14 protein-coding genes, 1 tRNA gene and 1 pseudogene are annotated in these 12868 nt (G+C 51.8%); 6 read left to right on the forward strand and 10 right to left on the reverse strand.

Features of this window, described 5'->3' with window-relative positions; translation table 11 throughout:
* Positions 1-110 precede the first annotated feature (110 nt).
* Together PSTEL_RS18130 and PSTEL_RS18135 are read right to left on the reverse strand one after the other, a co-directional pair.
* The gene (locus tag PSTEL_RS18130) at positions 111-2360 is read right to left on the reverse strand and encodes an amylo-alpha-1,6-glucosidase (protein WP_084065155.1); all 2250 of its coding nucleotides are present in this window, start codon (positions 2358-2360) and stop codon (positions 111-113) included.
* Between the two features lie 288 nt (positions 2361-2648).
* Positions 2649-3131, reverse strand: a complete 483-nt coding sequence (locus tag PSTEL_RS18135; protein WP_052099272.1) for a MarR family winged helix-turn-helix transcriptional regulator — start codon at positions 3129-3131, stop codon at positions 2649-2651.
* A gap of 134 nt (positions 3132-3265) precedes the next feature.
* Here PSTEL_RS18135 and PSTEL_RS18140 point away from each other — a divergent pair, with 134 nt between their 5' ends.
* Entirely contained in the window at positions 3266-4147 is an 882-nt protein-coding gene (locus PSTEL_RS18140) for an SDR family NAD(P)-dependent oxidoreductase (protein WP_156995905.1), read from the forward strand.
* Positions 4144-4509: pseudogene (locus PSTEL_RS18145) on the forward strand (MFS transporter); the annotation flags it as partial. The gene PSTEL_RS18140 and the pseudogene PSTEL_RS18145, both read left to right, overlap by 4 nt.
* Positions 4510-4517: 8 nt before the next feature.
* Here PSTEL_RS18145 and PSTEL_RS27155 read toward each other — a convergent pair.
* Positions 4518-5087 carry a DNA/RNA nuclease SfsA gene (locus PSTEL_RS27155; protein ID WP_084065157.1) on the reverse strand — a complete coding sequence of 190 codons (570 nt, stop codon included), beginning with the start codon at positions 5085-5087 and terminating at the stop codon, positions 4518-4520.
* Between the two features lie 75 nt (positions 5088-5162).
* Here PSTEL_RS27155 and PSTEL_RS18150 point away from each other — a divergent pair, with 75 nt between their 5' ends.
* Positions 5163-5903: a glycosyltransferase family 2 protein gene (locus PSTEL_RS18150; RefSeq protein WP_156995906.1), complete on the forward strand. Its 741-nt coding sequence runs from the start codon at positions 5163-5165 to the stop codon at positions 5901-5903.
* Between the two features lie 125 nt (positions 5904-6028).
* On the opposite strand, the gene PSTEL_RS18155 is transcribed toward PSTEL_RS18150, so the two are convergent.
* On the reverse strand, positions 6029-6673 hold the full coding sequence (locus tag PSTEL_RS18155) for an HAD family hydrolase (RefSeq protein WP_038697485.1): 645 nt from the start codon (positions 6671-6673) through the stop codon (positions 6029-6031).
* Between the two features lie 179 nt (positions 6674-6852).
* Between PSTEL_RS18155 and PSTEL_RS18160 the strand changes: the two genes are divergently transcribed.
* Entirely contained in the window at positions 6853-7308 is a 456-nt protein-coding gene (locus PSTEL_RS18160; RefSeq protein ID WP_038697487.1) for a nucleotidyltransferase domain-containing protein, read from the forward strand.
* A gap of 18 nt (positions 7309-7326) precedes the next feature.
* Positions 7327-7638, forward strand: a complete 312-nt coding sequence (locus PSTEL_RS18165) for a hypothetical protein (RefSeq protein WP_169744602.1) — start codon at positions 7327-7329, stop codon at positions 7636-7638.
* A gap of 234 nt (positions 7639-7872) precedes the next feature.
* Here PSTEL_RS18165 and PSTEL_RS18170 read toward each other — a convergent pair.
* The 4 genes from PSTEL_RS18170 to PSTEL_RS28175 all read right to left on the reverse strand — a co-directional run bounded on the left by PSTEL_RS18170 (position 7873) and on the right by PSTEL_RS28175 (position 11345).
* Positions 7873-7958: transfer RNA gene (locus tag PSTEL_RS18170), tRNA-Leu, on the reverse strand.
* Between the two features lie 96 nt (positions 7959-8054).
* Complete coding sequence (locus PSTEL_RS18175) at positions 8055-8882, reverse strand: sugar phosphate isomerase/epimerase family protein (protein ID WP_038697491.1); 828 nt, start codon at positions 8880-8882, stop codon at positions 8055-8057.
* Positions 8883-9080: 198 nt separating this feature from the next.
* Positions 9081-10481 carry a group II intron reverse transcriptase/maturase gene (gene ltrA / locus PSTEL_RS18180; RefSeq protein ID WP_038694523.1) on the reverse strand — a complete coding sequence of 467 codons (1401 nt, stop codon included), beginning with the start codon at positions 10479-10481 and terminating at the stop codon, positions 9081-9083.
* A 492-nt stretch (positions 10482-10973) separates the two neighbouring features.
* Complete coding sequence (locus PSTEL_RS28175; protein ID WP_052098652.1) at positions 10974-11345, reverse strand: WGxxGxxG family protein; 372 nt, start codon at positions 11343-11345, stop codon at positions 10974-10976.
* 124 nt (positions 11346-11469) lie between these two features.
* On the opposite strand from PSTEL_RS28175, the gene PSTEL_RS28020 reads away from it, so the two are divergent.
* Complete coding sequence (locus PSTEL_RS28020; protein ID WP_169744603.1) at positions 11470-11622, forward strand: hypothetical protein; 153 nt, start codon at positions 11470-11472, stop codon at positions 11620-11622.
* 17 nt (positions 11623-11639) lie between these two features.
* Here the strand turns inward: PSTEL_RS28020 and PSTEL_RS18190 are convergent, their stop codons facing one another.
* On the reverse strand, positions 11640-11975 hold the full coding sequence (locus PSTEL_RS18190) for a YolD-like family protein (RefSeq protein ID WP_038697493.1): 336 nt from the start codon (positions 11973-11975) through the stop codon (positions 11640-11642).
* A 337-nt stretch (positions 11976-12312) separates the two neighbouring features.
* Positions 12313-12837, reverse strand: a complete 525-nt coding sequence (locus tag PSTEL_RS18195; RefSeq protein ID WP_038697495.1) for a hypothetical protein — start codon at positions 12835-12837, stop codon at positions 12313-12315.
* Between the last annotated feature and the right edge of the window lie 31 nt (positions 12838-12868).

Below are 12868 nucleotides of genomic sequence, written 5' to 3' on the forward strand. Positions count from 1 at the left end.
GGACCGGGATCGAACCCGTACGGTAGTCACCTAATGCAGGATTTGAACTCCTATGTCTCTGCTAACTCCACCCAGCCTTTGTAATAAGTCCACAACTCCTACACCCTATGCTACTTCCTCCGCCCCTCAATAACCGGATGCACCTTCCCCGACAGCGGCTCCGCAAACTTCACCCCTTCAAAAGCCCGCCGCTCGTCCTGCTGCCGCTTCAACCGCTCCGAAGAAGGCAAGCTCTTCAGCTTCTGCACGATCGAACCCGATCCATCCGTCAGCTCTGCCGTCAGCTCAAGCTCTGTCCGGGTAATCGACAGTTTGGAGCCTGCTGTTACGTTAAGACGCAGCACCTCAAAAGGTGCGATATCGATAACTGCCGAGAGGTCGATGCCATTGAATGAGTAGGTGTAGGTCTGCGCTTCCTGACCGGGCTCATAGACGAAGCCGATGCTTCCATCGCCCACCTTGACCAGTGTCTGCAAGCCTTCGATTTCGCGGGGAAGCCGGGGCGCCAGCGCCAGGGTGCGGTTGATCATGTCCGGCCGGATTCCGAGAAAATATTGATACCATACCCGCAGCTGCTCGGCATTGGACCAGGCCTGAAGGTACGCGCCCGTCAGCTTGGCCCAGCTCTGTCCTTCGCGCGGGTAAGCGTCCATATTCTCGCACAGGCCTCCGACCACGCCCAGGTTCAGCGCTTGATTGTTCATATTTTTGAACAATTCGTATGCCGTTTCCTCCTGCCCGGCTTCGATCATCCGCTGCATCGCGATGCCGTTCAGCCAGAGCCAGACCGCGCCGTTGTGGTAGGCTTCATCCTTGTGATATTCCTCGGTCAAATGGTACGGATGGAAGAAAGGATGATGCCGGTCGAGGGAAGCCGTCCCCCACGGATAGACCAGCTCCTCCCAGGCCGTCCGGACGGAACGGTCGATGAAATCACGGTCCCCGATCATATCGAGTGCGAACAGCTGGTTGGGACGAATCGAGAATTCCGGCTGATCGTCCTTGTCGAGGCGGTCGGCCAGATAGTCATGCTCCACAGCCCGATAGTCCTGTTCAAAATGCTGCTTCAGCCTGTCGGCAATGCCGCTCCACCGGGACGCGGACTCCGAATCGTTCATGTACTCAGCAAAGTAGACTCCCGCCAGCAATTGGTGATACCACAGCGCCTGAATGTCATTTGCCCGGGTATCGCGGGGCGAGTAGGATTTCAGTTCGGAATCACGGGCGTCCATCCAGGTCTCGTTGTCGTCATGAAGCAGATAGCCCTTGTCGTCCGTCCAGTTCCGAATCGAACCCTCAATGCTATTCATCACTGCAGGATACAGCTCGGGGATAACGGCTGTGTCGCCCGAATATTTGACGTAATCCTGAAGCTGGATAATAAAGCGCGGTGTCCCGTCGGTCGTATGGTAATCGATATTTTCCGGCGCGAGAATATTCGGAACTCTGCCGAAGTAGCGGGAGGTCTCGTCGGTATTCTGGTATTTGGCAAAAGACAGCAAAATATTGCGGGCCGTCTCGAACTGCCCCGTTACCAGCACCGCTCCCGGAAGGGAGATGAACTGGTCCCGGCCCCAATATTCATTAAACCAGGGAAGCCCCGCATAGATTCCGTCACCCTGCTGGCGGGTCACCAATTGATCCATTGTAATATGCAGCCAGTTCAGGGCCAGGGCAAACGAATCTCCACCGCCTTCCAGATAGGCATTTTCGCTCAAAAAGGTTGCCATGCGCCGCACCCGTTCTTTTTTCAAAACATCACCGGTTCTCCGTATTTCCTGGATCAGCCCTGCCGCTTCCTCTGCGGTCTTGGCCGCCGCGATATAGAAACCTCCCGCCGCTCCGCCGGAGCTCACGATTTCCTCCTGGACATCCACCGGCAGACCGCTTGCCGAACCGACAGCAATGACCCAATCCCCTACCGCCGCTGTGAAAAAAGCAAGCCCGTCCTCTTCCTTCTTCAATCGGACCTTGTCGCCTTTAAGCCGAATCCCGATGCTATCCCGTGCGCCCTCAAGGCTGATCTCCAGAACGTTAACATAATCGAACATCCACAGTTCCTCAGTCAAAGCTCCATGCTTGCGCTCCAGCTTGTAGGGATATACCCAAACCTCGGCCTGCCGATTGTCCAGCTTCAGCCCGTCCGCCCACAGCTCATAGCCGCCGAAGATTTTGCGCTTGTACAGATTGAGGCCCTCGAACTCCGCGTGCTCCACATGATCATTGACATGAGATTGGGTATAGTAATAGGCCGCTTCCTTGTTGGTAAATGAAACGCCGCGATTGGCCTCGACCGGTACAAACCGCTTCATTTCGTCCAGGATGTGCCGGTTCAGTTGTTTATGTTCCGTATTCATCATTTCCCTCCGTCAATTTTCGGATTTTGGCTAAGTTATCGCATCAGATCAGGGCAGACCAGATATGAGCAGATCACATTAGAATAGACCACATTAGAGCAAACGTTTGCACAAAAGAGAAAAAGATGCCCCGCCGCTTTTCCCGATAAAGGAACCTGCATGATGCCGCTTTCCTAAGCCATATCCCATTGTAGCAAAAGAATCGCAAACATGCAGTTACGAGAGGCGCATTCCGCAAAAATAAAACGTCTCTTCCGATTAACGGGAGACGTTGGGAGCTTGGCTGATCATCTAGTTGAAGCCGTTAAAATGCCGGAGCATCCGGATGAAATCCTGAAGCTCGGCATCGCTCCAGCTGGAGATTCGATCGAAAAAAGTAGATTCTTTTTCCTTGAGTGCCCCGATCATTCGCTGCTGCCCGGGCTCGGTAAGGGAAAGAACGACTCCCCTGCCATCGTCGGGAGATGCATCCTTTCTCACATAGCCCAGGGCCTCCAGCTGCTTGACGAGACGGCTGACCGCACTCCGGTCCATCGCGGTAGATTCCGCCAGTGCGGCGGCGCTTGTCGGCCCATACGAATACAGCCACCGGACAATATGGAAGGCAGCGGCTTGTAAGGTAGAATCGAACCGCGCCGCAGCTCTGACATTGAGCGCATGCGAAGCGCTTAAGAGCGCGTTCAGCTGCTCGCCCAGCTTAATCTCCAGCTGTCCTCTCGGATCGTTGATCTCCGGCTGCTCTCCCGGATCGCTTGTGCTGTGATTATACTTCATTGCATATTCAACCTTTCTCTTGATAATCATATCGCCACAATTTAGTTGACATATATCCATCATATCGATATAGTGGACATATATCAATTACATTCATAGTATCACATTATTGTATCACATAAAGGAGAATGAAATTGCCTATTACATCTACCATTGTCATAACAGGAGCCACCAGCGGACTGGGTCAGCTTACTGCCATTGAACTCGCCAAGCGCGGGTATAACCTCGTTCTGACCGCAAGAAGCAAAGAGCGCGCGAACGAAACCAGAACCAAGATAGTAGAGAGCGGTGCTCAGGTGAACGTCGATTTCTTTTTCGGAGATCTCTCCTTAATGAAGGATGTTAAACGGGTCGGTGTCGAAATCGCTGCCGCCTATCCCAGAATCGACGTGCTCGTCAATAATGCCGGAATCCATGCATTTGAGTCCCGCGCCACCTCCGAAGGATTTCCCGAGATGATCGCGGTCAATTATTTGGCCCCGTGGCTGTTGACCCAAGCGCTGAAGCCATCCTTACAGAACGCGGGCCAAGCCAGAGTGGTCAATGTCGCTTCCGAAGCGTCCCGCAACCATGGCACCCTGAAGCTTCCGGAGGATTTAACCGACACCGCACCCTTCACTGCCCGTGGCTCATCCGCCATCTATGGCAAAACCAAGCTGCTCAATATCATGTTCACCGCTGAGCTCGCACGGCAATGGTCGGGAACCGGAATCAGCGTGAATGCGCTGAATCCCGGATTCAATGTGACCGGACTTGGACGCGAGCTTAAATTCGCTTCCGTTCTGGAACGAATTCTCAAGTTCCTTCATATCGGTGATCCGCGCAGAGGGACGGAGATTATCACCCGCTTAGCCGTGGAGCCGAAATATCAGCAGGAGACGGGAGGGTATTTTAACGTCGGAACAGGCAAGTCCCTCACCCCTGTCTCTCCCGGCGGAGATCCCTCGATGCAGAAGAAGCTGTGGAAAGCGACGCAAGATTTGCTTGGACAAAAGGGCCCCTTCTCTTCATCATGATTCTGGGTGCGTTTATTACAGTGCTGAATCAGACTATTATGAGCGTGGCGATTCCAGAGCTGATCTCGGCTTTTAACATTGCCGCAACAACTGCCCTATGGCTGACAACCGGCTACATGCTGGTCAATGGAGTCTTTATCCCCTTGACGGCCTATCTCATGCAGCGCTTTACGACCCGCGAGCTGTTTCTGTCGGCCATGCTTGCCTTTCTTGTGGGGTCCATTCTGTCGAGCGTCGCTCCGGGCTTTGAACTGCTGCTCATTGGACGCCTCGTCCAGGCAGCAGGTGCGGGAATTATCATGCCGCTGCTCATGAACGTTGTGCTCGCCATTTTTCCCAAGGAGAAACGCGGGGGAGCTATAAAGATCACTCATCGTCCCCACAACGCAGACCCACCCTCCAAGAAGTTTGCTGTCGTATTCGTGTATCCTTGCAGGACGACTCCCTCCGGGCTTATATTGAAATTCACCTGCCAAATCTCGATCCCTTTCCGTATGCAGCGCTGTACCTCCTCTTTGACATAAGCGGTGTTAGAAGCATTCAAAGGGATTTTGTAGCTGGGACAGGAATAAATAAAGCAAGATAACAGAATGGCCCGTTGATGCGTCTCCAAGCTGTCAGCGAGCTCATTGATATGCTTCACAAAACGTTCGGTTGAATGAAAAGGTGTCACTTTCTTTCTTTTGACATGAGCCGGATAGTCTACCATCAGATTCTGCAACGGCGTCTTCACTTCCAGATACGTATCCCCGACCAAAAAATCAAGCTTTGAATGACCAAGCCATTTCTCCCTATACTGGATGCCTGCTGTTAACATATAGGTCCCTCCGTTGTTGAGGACTGTAGATTCCGATAATCCTTTCCCATCATAAAACAACGCTGCTGACAGCGTTATGTCAGTAGCGTTCAGATGCTGTCCAAGACTGAAATCGGCTGGCATGCTGAAACCTATTTTTTTTATTGCTTGCAGATCCGCTTAGCCCGGACGGGCGGCGGCAATACGCTCATATGCTGAATGAATGGCAGGAGAGGAGCGAGTGCTTTGGGAAAAACAGCGAATACCGCTGGGGTTTCGATCATCGTGTGTACAAACCGTCCCCGATTCTTCGCAAATATGATCTCCAATTACCGGACCCAGCAGATGAAGAGCAAAGAGCTGATTATCATTCTGATCAAAGACAGTATGAATCTGGAGCGCTATCGGAAGAAGGTCCGGGCCTATCGGGATATCTCAATCTATAAGGTGCCGGAGAAAATCTCGCTCGGCCAATGCCTGAACTGCGGTATTGCCAAAGCGCGGTATCCGCTGATTGCCAAGTTCGACGATGATGACTATTACTCACCTTACTACTTGAAGGAACAGGTCAAAGAGCTGAACCGGACCAAAAGCGATATTATCGGCAAGCACGCCTGCCTGGTATACCTGGAATCGACCCGTCAGCTCATTATCCGGTCACCCAAGGAACAGCGTAAGCCGGTCATTTTTATACAAGGAGGAACGGTGTTATTCCGGAGACCGGTTGCGAAGCAGGTGCTATTCTCTGACCGTTCCGTAGGGGAGGATGTTGACTTTCTGCAAAGATGCAAAAAGAAGGGTTACCGCGCGTACGCTACCTCAGTGTATAACTATGTCTATATGCGTAGAAAAAATAAAGGCAGCCATACCTGGAAGGCCAAAGACAGCTTCTACCTAAAAGACAGCATCCCGCTGGCTGTCACCGACAACTACCGCCGCATTGCCGACCGTAAGCTTTAGCTGCACATATCGAGTAAGCGGCTTTCAATCTAAGCTGCCGTCGATCCTGTATGAGGGTGTTCCAAAAGTCATCGTGATGACTGAGGAACCACCCTCTTTTCGTTGCGCAGCTTCATGTACTCAGCTCATCCAGCATGTGGCGCCCCTGTTTGATCTTCTATAATTGTTATAACGTCGTTCAACGTACTTGCATAATATTTAACGTCTTCTGAATGGGCACTATGTACGAGAATTGCAGGAATATTCATCTTTTGGGCACCGAATACATCCGCTTCTAGGCTATCGCCTACCATCCACACTGATGATAAGTTGTTAAATGCAGAAAGTGCTATTTTGAATGCTTCTGGATGAGGTTTTTTGTACCCAATCGCTGCAGAAGAAATGCAATTCCATATCAGTTGATTCAATCCAAGCTGCTCAACGATTTGTGGCAGTTCAGGCACATGATTGGAAAGAATCACATGTTGATGAACTAACCTGGCTAATTCGCCGGATAATTCTTGGGAAACGCCAACCGCTCGATAAGCGTTAGCAATCACGCCTTCTACTTGTAACCACCATGATTCTGGCGTTGATAAATGATGATGGGATTCATCCGATTTATGCCAAGGAAAACCCTTTTGAAGGTACGGCTTAATCTGTGAAATGTTGATCTTATGATCAGGCACATACATATCCAGGACTTTCATTAAAGTGCCGCTCCATAGACCGGGTTTATAAGCAAGCGTGCCATCAAAATCCCATAAAATAATTCGCGTTGGTTCTTCCATAAAATGACCTCCTGAACATTAATATTTTCTACTTAAAATATAGCATTCCTAGAGGGATTTTTTGGTATCCAGCATAAGCCGCCTGTGTTATGATACCCTTAGTATAGTTAATATTTATATTACATAATAAACATATTTATTAACTATTCATCATTTTCACGATAGGAGGCTTAAACATAATGTATCGACACCATCAAAAGGCTATTGAAGCTATTGCCGGCAAGCTGGGGGCCAGGGAAGAAGTGGTTGGGGTCATCATTGGAGGGTCGATTGCACATGGATATGCCAGCGAAACCTCGGATGTTGATATTATGATTGTACTCAGCGACGAAGCTTATCAGCAGGCGATAAAGACAGGAGATCTCGGTTATTTTGAAACAGAGTCCACTCCTTATGAGGGCGGCTATGTGGACGGCAAATGTGTGTCGGTGGACTATATCCGCAAGGTCGCGGAGTCTGGAAGCGAGCCTGCAAAGTTTGCGTTCAAGGATGCTTTTGCCGCTTATTCCAAGGTTGATGGTCTGGAGGAGCTGATCCGGGCTGCATCCAGCTATCCGCTGGATAAGAAAGAGGAGAATATCCAGAAATTCTATGCCCAGTTCGAAACGTGGAAGTGGTACTACTACGAAGGATAAAAAAGAAACAACCAGCTGTTGATGGACTATTCCCGCACCAATTACATCATGTTCGCCGGAAGACTGATCCTGGCTTATAATGAAATTTTGTTCCCCTCCTACAAATGGCTGCTCAAAGAGCTGGAGAAAGCCGAAGCGAAGCCGGACCATTTCATGCAGCTGCTGAATGATGTCATTGAGCTGAAGTCTGCGGAGTCGATTGAACTTTTGTACAACAGCATAACTGGATTTCACAACTGGTATACCTCGGAAGAGCATTGGACCGTCCGGTTCATGATTGACAGCCAGCTGAACTGGTTAGACAGCATGGTGCCTGTATTGGATCTGTGAGTGAATGGGCTATCCCCTGGTATCTGGCGGGTCCGACTGGAGCCGGGGGTGAGCAGTGAGCGAGGTTCGGCTGGAGCCGTGATGCTGGGCTTCACTTTCCGGCCCAGTGCAGGGATGCGGCTGGAGAATTTAGCTTAACTCTGACCATAACAAAAACTCCTTTTCTGAACTTGTGGTAAACAAGACCGAAAAGGAGTATTATCGTCGTGGTTCTGTGTGTTGAAATTACTAGGATGCCGAGGACCGGGATCGAACCGGTACGGTAGTCACCTACCGCAGGATTTTAAGTCCTGTGCGTCTGCCAATTCCGCCACCCCGGCAAGGGATGATGCTTAGTAGCGCCGCGTAGCGCGACAAGAGATATCATAGCATGGTTCTTGAAAAGACGCAAACCATTTTTTTGGCGTTTCCGTACCTTATGCGTTTGGCGTTTCGAGCACGGAACGCAGCCAGTCTGCCGACCGTTTCATGAACAGCAGCTGATTGGAAGCGTCGAAATGCTCAATGGCGTAGACGCCGTCATATCCGCTTTTGACAAGCTTGCCGACAATCTCTGCAATTGGGATGCAGCCCGAGCCCATCGGAGAGGGATACAGCGGAGTGCCGTCTGCCGCAATCTTGGGCGCGCCCGCCTCGGGATTGTCCAGCGAGCGGTCTTTGCAATGAACATGAACGATTCGGTTCTTAAGCTGCTCGTAAGCCGATAGTTCATCCTCGCCCCGGTATTTGAAATTCCCCGTATCGAAGGTGCAGCCCAGCTCCGGAACCTGCTCCAGGAACCACAACAGCTCGGCTGACGTCGAGAACGGCGCCCGGCTGTCATCGAAATCCTCCATTGTCACTGTTATGCCCCGGTCCGATGCGTACCGGCACATGTCACGCAGACCTTCGCTCATCCGTTGCAGCGCCTGGCTCCGTTCTTCCGCTCCGGCAGATTCTTCGATAAATCCGGGAATGGCCAGTACCTTGTCCGCTCCCAGGAATGCAGCCGTCTCAATGAAGCGGTGCGCACGCTCGGTCTGGGGCTGTTCTCCAAAATCGAAAAAACCGTACACACAAGCAGCTGTCAAGCCCGCTTCCTGAAGAGTGCTTCGGATCGCTTCCGGATCGGCGCTTGCCTGATCGAAGTCCAGCTCGACACCCTCAATCCCATACGCCTTCACCTGTTTCAGCACCTCTTGAATGGAAAGTCCCGTCTGTCCGCTTGCAGTCAGTGCATGATCGTAGAATACGGATATCTTCATCGTCTAATGTCTCCCTTCGAAGCCGGCGCATAACCGCAGCCCTGCTATGGACACTATAGAAGATTTATGGGCAAAAGTCATTGTCCTATTACGCACATTCGACAAAAATTCGAAGCCCCAGAATCGGATAGGAGGCTACCCATTAATTGAGTAGCCGACCTTCCACACCACCGTACGTACCGTTCGGTATACGGCGGTTCAACCGTTTGAGTGCAATTGACGCAAGCGCTCGTACTGGGCAGGGAAGTCATAATACCCTGCCTGTACGAGCCTTTCGTTTGTTACAGAGCGATTCAATACTGCGCTTCTGGCTATTCGCCAGTAGCCCCGCCTTGTATTTCCCCATTGGTAAGCCTGCCACTCCGGTATCCCCAGCTTTCGCAGATTTTGTACCTTCGTTCTTGGCTTCTTCCATTGCTTCCAGATGTACATGCGCATCCGCCTTCGCAGCCATTCATTCCAGTTTTGCAGGATTCGCTTCATGTCGGCTACGTAGAAGTGACCCAGCCAGCCGCGAATGTAGACTTTTACGTTCTCCATTACCTCTCTTGCACTCCTGCCTTGTCTTCGATTCGTGAGCTCTTTCAGTTTCCTCTTTGCTTTAGCGAGAGATTGCGGATGGGTGCGAATGTACACACCGTTCCCGTTCTTTCCCAGCGCATAGCCGAGGAATTTAAAGTGTTTCTGCGCCACGACGCTGACGACCTTACTCTTCTGCGGGTTCATTTGAAGTTTTAGCTTCTGCTCCAAGTACGTCCGGCTGGATTCCAGCAGTCGCATGGCTGCTCGTTTGCTCTTCGCCAGCACGACAATGTCGTCCGCATAGCGGATGACCCTCACGCCTCGGCTCTCCATCTCCTGATCGAATTCGTTCAGATAGACATTTGACAAAAGCGGAGACAGCGGCCCGCCTTGCGGCGATCCTTCCTCCGTTGCGCGTCGTACCCCGTTTTCCATGACTCCGCTTTTCAGGTACTTTTTGATCAGGTCGATGACGCGTTTATCCTCGATCTGTTTGCGCAGCAAGTTCAAAAGAAGCTCATGGTTCAACGTGTCAAAGTATTTCGACAGATCGATTTCAACCGCTTGTCCATAGCCCTGCTCGGCGTACGTTTTGACTTTCCGAATGGCCTGTTGCGCACTTCGACCCCGGCGGTAGCCATAGCTTCCATCCGAGAAAAGTGGCTCGAATAACGGTTGCAGTTGCTGGGAGATCGCTTGCTGGATCACCCGATCTACGACGGTCGGGATGCCGAGCTTTCTCACTCCGCTTCCATCTGGTTTGGGGATTTCCTTGCGCCGCACCGGGCTTGGTTTGTATTTCCCTTCCCGGATGCTTTGCAGCAGTTCATCTCTGTTTTCCCGCAGCCACGGAAGCGCCGCCTCTACGGTCATCCCATCGATCCCGGGCGCTCCGTGATTACTTTTGACCTGTTTGTACGCCCGGTTCAGATTATCTCTGTCCAGGATGCGTTCCATCAGATCGTTTGCACCGTCTCTTTCTTTACCTTCCCGAGCTCCGGCACTCCGCACTCCCGCATACTCTTCGTGTTCCACACTATCCCTTTGAGGGCAGCCCTTTCGGTATTCTGCTTTCATCGCACCGGTTCTCCTTCCAGTCTGTACTCGAGACTTACGATTGTTCAGCCCTTCCGCTTGCCGCTGACGCAACAGGCGTACTATGGCGTCTGCTGACCTCTCACAACAAGCTTTACTCCGTGTTTCGGATTTTTTTTCTCCTACTCCCCGTCTGTGAGATCTCCCCGGGTAAGAGCGATAACTTTCCCCTCATCTATCTGCCACATTTACATCATGGGATTCGGGCAGTATTGGACTTTGCTTTGTGTGGCAAGCTCGTCCGTCCCATCATGCCTTATATGTGATTTCTGTTCGTCAGACCGAGGGTTTGCCTCCAGCTTCCTTCAGATTCCGCCTCGCGGCGGACACCCTTGCCTTCAGCTAACAGTTCCTACTGCCAAGCCCGTAGCGGACTTTCACCGCCGAGTTATCGCCCATGCCGGGCGCACCACAGATATGACCCGCACTGGCGCTGCCGCCTGTACGGGCCATGACTGTATTGCCGAGTGAAAATTAACGGCGGTCGCCGCTAGTCGTTCTGTCACCAGTTCTGCTGCGCATGCCGACTAGGCCGAACAAGCCGAGCAGACCGAGCCAGCCCCAGTTCGAGCCGCGGGTAGTGGTCGCTGTCGTGCTGGTAGCGCGGTAAGTGCCGGTACGGGTTGTGTTCAGCGGAGCTACCGTGCCGGCGCGGTTCGTCATTGTACCATCATTGGTATATGTGCCTGTTGGGTAAGTCGTGTTATAGCCCCGAGTCACATTGCCGGTCACGCCGTCATTGGTGTACACGCCAACAGTTCCCGCTGCACTTTCGGCATAGCCGGCTCCAGCCAGACTCATCGACAGAACAGCACTGCAAGCAAGAGTTGCCATCAGCTTTTTCAAAGGTAAGTCCCTCCTGTTTGGGTTAGTCGCTGTTAGCTTCCCCCGGCCCCTGCTTCTCTATGCAGGAAAATCCGAATGAATCCGCACGTCGCGGAGCACACTACCGAAGAAAGGAGGTATATCCATGGACATCCATAGCGACCGGTATCAGGTGGCACCTCTTGAAGAACGGGAAGAGGCGATCGAGATTATCCGAAGCGCCGAAGCCGACATCTCCCGGCTGACCGGAAGCCCGGTTACCCTCATCGCTTACGAGAAGAACGACCAGCAGGCCTGAACAGGCAGAACCTGAGATCAGGCAGGCTGCACCTCCACAATGTGGTCGAGGCTGATCCATTTCCATTCGCCCGACCACTGAAGCTTGATTTCCCGGGTATGCGCGTGGATCGAGGTGACGAAGCCGCTCAGCGTCACATTCTCGAACGGATCGAACAGAACCAGGGTGACCCGCACATGCTCCCGCAGCGAAAGTGTCAGCAGTCTCTCCATTTCTTCCCGCTTCTGATCGTCCAGCACAGGGCGCTCCCGCCGGAGCGTCTCTTTCTGTTCCTCCAGTATCCGTCTTTTATGCTCGGGCAGCATCATTCGGCTGCTCTCCCATAGTCCGTTTCCCTCGAGTTTCTTGCCCAAAGGAATTCGCCTCCTTCATATTATGGGAACGTATGTTTGTATTATATCCGCATCGCCGCCATTTCATCAACAAGGAAAAAATGACATAAGTATTAACGCCTGCTTCGTCATTGGGCGACGGGCGTTTTACCGGGAAGAATTAAGGCCTTTTTAAGCGCGAAACTGATAAATCTAATATTTGCAAATAGCGCTATAAAGTGAGCTTCGGCCGGGTGAAGCGGATTCAGATACATGGCATGGCGTAATCCTCTCTTTTACATGTCAAAAAAGTACATGTCAAAAAAGACGCCGGCGGCATATGCGCCGCAGCGCCTGACAGGTTACGATAAAGGTCTGTTTAATTGGCTTTCTGATCGCTCAGCAGTCCGGTCGCTTCCCTGGCCTGATTGAGCTTGGAGATGCCGTACAGCATCACGATATCGGCATTTTTGTTCATCTGGTCGAACTGCTCAGCAGTAACGCTCGGGGAATCCGCACTTTCGGATGCTTCTTTCTTGATGTTGTACGCTTTTTCGAAGGAGTCCTTGGCTTCAATCAGCATCTTCTCGATCTCATCTGGAAAACGGGACGATACCTTAACTTTCTTAGCCTTATCCGCCAGATCGGATGACGTATCCTGAAATTTCTCAATCGCCTTCTCCAGATCATCTGCCGCCAAGGTTCCTGCTGAATAAGCGGACAGCGCTTTATTAAAGTCATCCAGTGACGATTTGGAGCTCTCGTCAAGGGCCGAGATTTCATTATAGAAATTCTGGACGTTCTCTTTCGTATCTTCCTGCGAAAACTCGGGCTGTGTTGTACCGCTGCAGGCACTGAGCAGCATGATCGCTGCAGCCGCGCCGGCGAGTAAGGCTTTTCTCATCTCTATGATCCCTCCTGCTATAAAAGCATAG

Source organism: Paenibacillus stellifer (assembly GCF_000758685.1).
Classification (GTDB): Bacteria; Bacillota; Bacilli; order Paenibacillales; family Paenibacillaceae; genus Paenibacillus_AQ; species Paenibacillus_AQ stellifer.

Excerpts from the sequence above, each read along its gene's own strand:
- PSTEL_RS18135 (WP_052099272.1), bottom strand. The coding sequence starts at position 3,131 with ATGAAGTATAATCACAGCACAAGCGATCCGGGAGAGCAGCCGGAGATC.
- PSTEL_RS18150 (WP_156995906.1), top strand. The coding sequence starts at position 5,163 with ATGAATGGCAGGAGAGGAGCGAGTGCTTTGGGAAAAACAGCGAATACC.
- ltrA (WP_038694523.1), bottom strand. The coding sequence starts at position 10,481 with ATGAAAGCAGAATACCGAAAGGGCTGCCCTCAAAGGGATAGTGTGGAA.
- PSTEL_RS28020 (WP_169744603.1), top strand. The coding sequence starts at position 11,470 with ATGGACATCCATAGCGACCGGTATCAGGTGGCACCTCTTGAAGAACGG.
- PSTEL_RS18175 (WP_038697491.1), bottom strand. The coding sequence starts at position 8,882 with ATGAAGATATCCGTATTCTACGATCATGCACTGACTGCAAGCGGACAG.
- PSTEL_RS18160 (WP_038697487.1), top strand. The coding sequence starts at position 6,853 with ATGTATCGACACCATCAAAAGGCTATTGAAGCTATTGCCGGCAAGCTG.
- PSTEL_RS18155 (WP_038697485.1), bottom strand. The coding sequence starts at position 6,673 with ATGGAAGAACCAACGCGAATTATTTTATGGGATTTTGATGGCACGCTT.
- PSTEL_RS27155 (WP_084065157.1), bottom strand. The coding sequence starts at position 5,087 with ATGCCAGCCGATTTCAGTCTTGGACAGCATCTGAACGCTACTGACATA.
- PSTEL_RS18195 (WP_038697495.1), bottom strand. The coding sequence starts at position 12,837 with ATGAGAAAAGCCTTACTCGCCGGCGCGGCTGCAGCGATCATGCTGCTC.
- PSTEL_RS18130 (WP_084065155.1), bottom strand. The coding sequence starts at position 2,360 with ATGATGAATACGGAACATAAACAACTGAACCGGCACATCCTGGACGAA.